Origin of the sequence: Pseudomonas brassicae, from assembly GCF_010671725.1 — a bacterium.
Classification (GTDB): domain Bacteria; phylum Pseudomonadota; class Gammaproteobacteria; order Pseudomonadales; family Pseudomonadaceae; genus Aquipseudomonas; species Aquipseudomonas brassicae.
The window spans coordinates 1-4334 of sequence record NZ_JAAHBU010000562.1 but is presented as its reverse complement, the minus strand read 5'-3'; the positions used below and the strand labels follow the sequence as shown (position 1 = coordinate 4334).

The following is a 4334-nucleotide window of genomic DNA, read 5'->3' as shown; positions in this document are numbered from 1 at the left end:
CGCCGCTGGGCGCCGTCGCCCTCTCCGAACTGGCAGGCCCGCGCCCTCAGGTACTGCTCAAGTGCGCAGAGGGTGCACGTCTGGTCGACAGCCCCTGGCAGGTGGCGGCATGAGCAGCCTGCTGGTGTTCCCCGGCCAGGGCGCGCAAACGCCCGGCATGTTGCAGCGCCTGCCGGCCCTGGCGCCCGTGCGCGATACCCTGCAGCAGGCCAGCGACGTGCTCGGCCAGGATGTGCTCAGCCTCGACACTCCAGAGGCCCTGGCCACCACCCGCGCCGTGCAGCTGTGCCTGCTGATCGCCGGCACCGCCTGCGCACGCCTGCTGCCAGCACCGGACTATGTCGCCGGGCTGTCCATCGGCGCCTATGCCGCTGCCGTCGCGGCCCAGGCGCTGAGCTTTGACGATGCACTGCGCTTGGTCAGCCTGCGCGGCGATCTGATGCAACGCGCCTACCCCCGGGGCTTTGGCATGACCGCTGTGCTGGGCCTTGAGCAGCGCGCGCTGGAAACCTTGCTGGCACAGGTTCACAGCCCGCACACGCCGGTCTACCTGGCCAATATCAATGCCGACAACCAACTGGTGATCGCCGGCAGCGACGCGGCCATGGCCACGGTGGCCGCCCTCGCCCGGCAGCAGGGTGCGGGCCTGGCCAAGCGCCTGGCGATGAGCGTGCCGTCGCATTGCGCCCTGCTCGAACAACCTGCCCAGGCATTGGCCCAGGCCTTCGCCCGCATCCCCTTGCAGGCACCCCGCGTAGGCTACCTGAGCAGTAGCAGCGCACGCCTGCTGCGCACCCCCGAACACCTGCGCGACGACCTGGCCTGGAACATGTGCCGCCAGGTCGACTGGCGCGCCACCGTGCAAAGCGCCTGCGAGCGCGGCGTGCGCCTGCAGGTCGAACTGCCGCCGGGCGCGGTGCTCACCGGCTTGTCCCGTCGGGTACTGGAACAAGGTACTGTCATCGCATTCGACAGTGCACGTCTCGATACCCTCCAGTCACTGTTGCACAAGGAGAACCACCCCACCCTGTAGACACCGGCTGCTGCTTCGAAGAACAACAACAAGCAACTTCGACCCTGCACTATTGAGGCTTACAACAATGATTATTTACGGTGTGGCATTACTGGCGATCTGCACGCTGGCTGGCGTGATCATCGGCGACCTGCTTGGCGTACTGCTGGGCGTGCAATCCAACGTGGGCGGCGTGGGCATCGCCATGATCCTGCTGATCTGCGCGCGCCTGTACATGCAGCGCAACGGCGGCATGAGCAAGGAGTGCGAACTGGGCGTGGGTTTCTGGGGCGCGATGTACATCCCGGTGGTGGTGGCCATGGCCGCCCAGCAGAACGTGGTCACCGCGCTGCACGGCGGGCCGGTCGCGGTACTGGCGGCGATCGGGTCGGTGGTGCTGTGCGGGGCGACCATCGCCCTGATCAGCCGTACCCACAAAGGTGAACCGTTGCCGGCCGAGCTGCAGGACACCCCGGTAGCCGCTGCAGCAGGGGGCGCTGACATGTGGAGCATGATCGAGAAAGCCCTGGAACATAACGGCCTGATCACCGCCTTCGCCTTCGTCGGGGTGATCATGTGGGTGTCGGTGGTGCTGTCCAAGAAACTGACCTTCGGGCGGGTGCACGGCTCGGCCATCGCCATCGTCATCGGCCTGGTACTGGCCTGGGTCGGCGGCACCCTTACCGGCGGGCAGAAGGGCCTGGCGGACCTGGCGCTGTTCTCCGGCATCGGCCTGATGGGCGGCGCCATGCTGCGTGACTTCGCCATTGTCGCCACCGCGTTCGAGGTGCAGGCCACCGAGGCGCGCAAGGCCGCATGATCGGCGCGGTGGCGCTGCTGCTGGGCACGATCCTGCCGTTTATCGTGGGGGCCAGCGTGGCCTGGCTGTTCGGTTATCGCGATGCTGTGAGCATGACCACCATCGGTGCGGGCGCCGTCACCTACATCGTCGGCCCGGTGACCGGCGCGGCGATTGGGGCCAGTTCCGACGTGATGGCCCTGTCCATCGCCACCGGCCTGATCAAGGCCATCCTGGTGATGGTCGGCACGCCGTTCGCGGCGCGCTGGCTGGGGCTGGACAACCCGCGATCGGCGATGGTCTTCGGCGGCCTGGCCGGCACCGTCAGCGGCGTGACCGCAGGCCTTGCCGCCACCGACCGGCGCCTGGTGCCCTACGGTGCGCTCACGGCTACCTTCCACACCGGCCTTGGGTGCCTGCTTGGCCCTTCGCTACTGTACTTTGTGGTACGTGCGATGGTGGGCTGAGGTCAGTCGGTCTGCGCATGCCGGGTGGCGTACATCCGGCATTCGGCCAACAGCGCCAGCAGGTTGGGGTCGCGCTCCTTGGCCTTGAGAAACACCACGCCGATGTGTTGCTGCAAGCGATAGCGTTGCTGCAGCGGGATCAGCTTGACGCGGTTCTCGTACACGGCGGCAATGCGCCCCGGCAGCAACGCATACCCGACCCCCGAACTGACCATGCTGAGCAGGGTGAAGATGTCGTTCACCTGCATCGCCACACGGGGCTCGAAACCCGCCTGCTGGAACACCCGCACACCGTCCTGGTGGGTGGCAAAGCCCTGGGTTAGGGTAATGAAGGTGGCATCGCGCAGATCGCTCAGGTCGACTTCTGCCTGGCCTGCAAATGGCGAATCGGCCGGCGTTGCCAGGAAGATATCGTCGCTGAACAGCGCAAGCTGCTCGCAGTCAGGGTCGTTGATGCTGTCATCCAGCGACACCAGGATCGCATCGGTCTCCATGTTCTTGAGCTTGTACAACAGGTCGATGTTGGAGCCCATGATCAGGTCGATATTGAGTTCGCTGCGACGAATCTTAAGGCCCATGATCAGCTGCGGCACGGTCTTCACCGTCAATGAGTAGAGCGAGCCGAGCCTGAAGCGCTCCGCCGAGAAGCCGGCGGCTTCCCGGGTAAGGCGCACCGTCTCATGCACATCCTGTATCAGCTTGTGCGCACGTTCCTCCAGCACATAGGCACTTTCCAGCGGCGTGAGGTTGCGCCCTTCGTGCTTGAACAAGGGGCAGCGCAGCGCGCTTTCCAGCGAGTGAATGGCGCGGTGCACGCTGACGTTGCTGGTATCCAGTTCAGCGGCCGCACGCCCCAGGTTGCCGGTACGCATGAAGGCCAGGAACACTTCGAGCTTCTTCAGCGTCAGCGCTTCGTCGATCAGCATGCGGGGGCTCCATCATGGTTATTGCGGGCGCCTGACGATACTGCGTGGCAGCCGGGCTGTCGACGGCCCAAGTACGTGATTGCGAAGCATTTCCATCTGAATTAGCATGCCCCGAACGTTCTCCTGGGCACAAAGGGCAAAGCCGGCATGGCCGAAGATCTGGATCAGCTGTTTCGTCTGTATCACCGCGAACTGCAGCAGATCGCCTACCACCGCGTGGGTGATCGCCAAATGGCGGCAGACCTCACCCAGGATACCTTTGTGCGATACGCAGGGCTCAGCCACGGCGCGGTACCGGCGCCGCACATCGACAACCCACGGTTCTTCCTGATGCGCATTCTGCGCAACCTGGTGATCGACATGGGACGCAGCGTTTCACGTCGTGGCGAGCACATTGCGCTGCATGATGTGGACGACTATCTGCTTGACCCCAGTGCCGGCCCCGAGCGCCAGTTCGAGTTGCGGCGCCAGTTGGAGTGCCTGCATCTGGCGCTCAATGAACTGCCACCGCTGTGCCGCGAGGCATTGCTGCTCAACCGCCTCGAAGGCCTCAGCCATCAGGCCATCGCCGAGCGCCAGGGTGTTTCTGCCAGCATGGTGTGCAAGCACATCATGCGCGCCCTGCGTCACTGCATCCGGCGCCTGGGGCTGCTGGATGAATGATCCCGCCGCACCGCTGAGCGACGAGGCGCTGGATGCCCCGTTGCCCCCTGCGCTTGAAGAGGCCTTGCAGCGCCTGGTGCAATTGAACGCCGGTGACGCTACCCCGGCCGACCACGCCGCCTACGCCGCCTGGCGCCAGAGCTCGCCACCACGCCAGCAAGCGGCCTTGCTCGCCGAACAGCTCTGGCAAGGCCTGAAGCCTGCGCCAAAGCCCCGCCGTCGCCGCACCCTGGGGGTCGGGTTGGGTGTGCTGCTGGCGCTGGGCAGCCTGCTCGGGTGGCAAGGCCAGACGCAGGGTTGGTACGCCGACCAGCGCACAGCCGTCGCCGAGCGCCGCAGCCTTACCCTCGACGATGGCTCGCGCCTGATACTCGGGCCCCAGACCCGCGTGGACATTCTCATAGAACAGGACCGCAGGCGGCTGCGCCTGTACCGTGGCGAACTGTTCGTGCAGGTCGCTGCAGACC

The 4334-nt window shown here is 65.8% G+C and carries 4 protein-coding genes and 2 pseudogenes; 5 read left to right on the top strand and 1 reads right to left on the bottom strand.

Features of this window, described 5'->3' with window-relative positions:
* Positions 1-109 precede the first annotated feature (109 nt).
* The 3 genes and pseudogenes from mdcH to madM all read left to right on the top strand — a co-directional run bounded on the left by mdcH (position 110) and on the right by madM (position 2278).
* Positions 110-1033 carry a malonate decarboxylase subunit epsilon gene (gene mdcH / locus G3436_RS26035; protein WP_163951139.1) on the top strand — a complete coding sequence of 308 codons (924 nt, stop codon included), beginning with the start codon at positions 110-112 and terminating at the stop codon, positions 1031-1033.
* Positions 1034-1100: 67 nt separating this feature from the next.
* A pseudogene (madL, locus tag G3436_RS26030) lies at positions 1101-1508 on the top strand (malonate transporter subunit MadL); the annotation flags it as partial.
* Between the two features lie 6 nt (positions 1509-1514).
* A pseudogene (gene madM, locus G3436_RS26025) lies at positions 1515-2278 on the top strand (malonate transporter subunit MadM).
* A 2-nt stretch (positions 2279-2280) separates the two neighbouring features.
* Here the strand turns inward: madM and G3436_RS26020 are convergent.
* Positions 2281-3204: a LysR family transcriptional regulator gene (locus G3436_RS26020; RefSeq protein WP_163951136.1), complete on the bottom strand. Its 924-nt coding sequence runs from the start codon at positions 3202-3204 to the stop codon at positions 2281-2283.
* A 147-nt stretch (positions 3205-3351) separates the two neighbouring features.
* Here G3436_RS26020 and G3436_RS26015 point away from each other — a divergent pair, with 147 nt between their 5' ends.
* The gene (locus G3436_RS26015) at positions 3352-3867 is read left to right on the top strand and encodes an RNA polymerase sigma factor (protein ID WP_163951133.1); all 516 of its coding nucleotides are present in this window, start codon (positions 3352-3354) and stop codon (positions 3865-3867) included.
* Positions 3860-4334: DUF4880 domain-containing protein (locus G3436_RS26010; RefSeq protein WP_163951130.1), on the top strand; the 475-nt coding region annotated here is incomplete at its 3' end. The genes G3436_RS26015 and G3436_RS26010, both read left to right, overlap by 8 nt.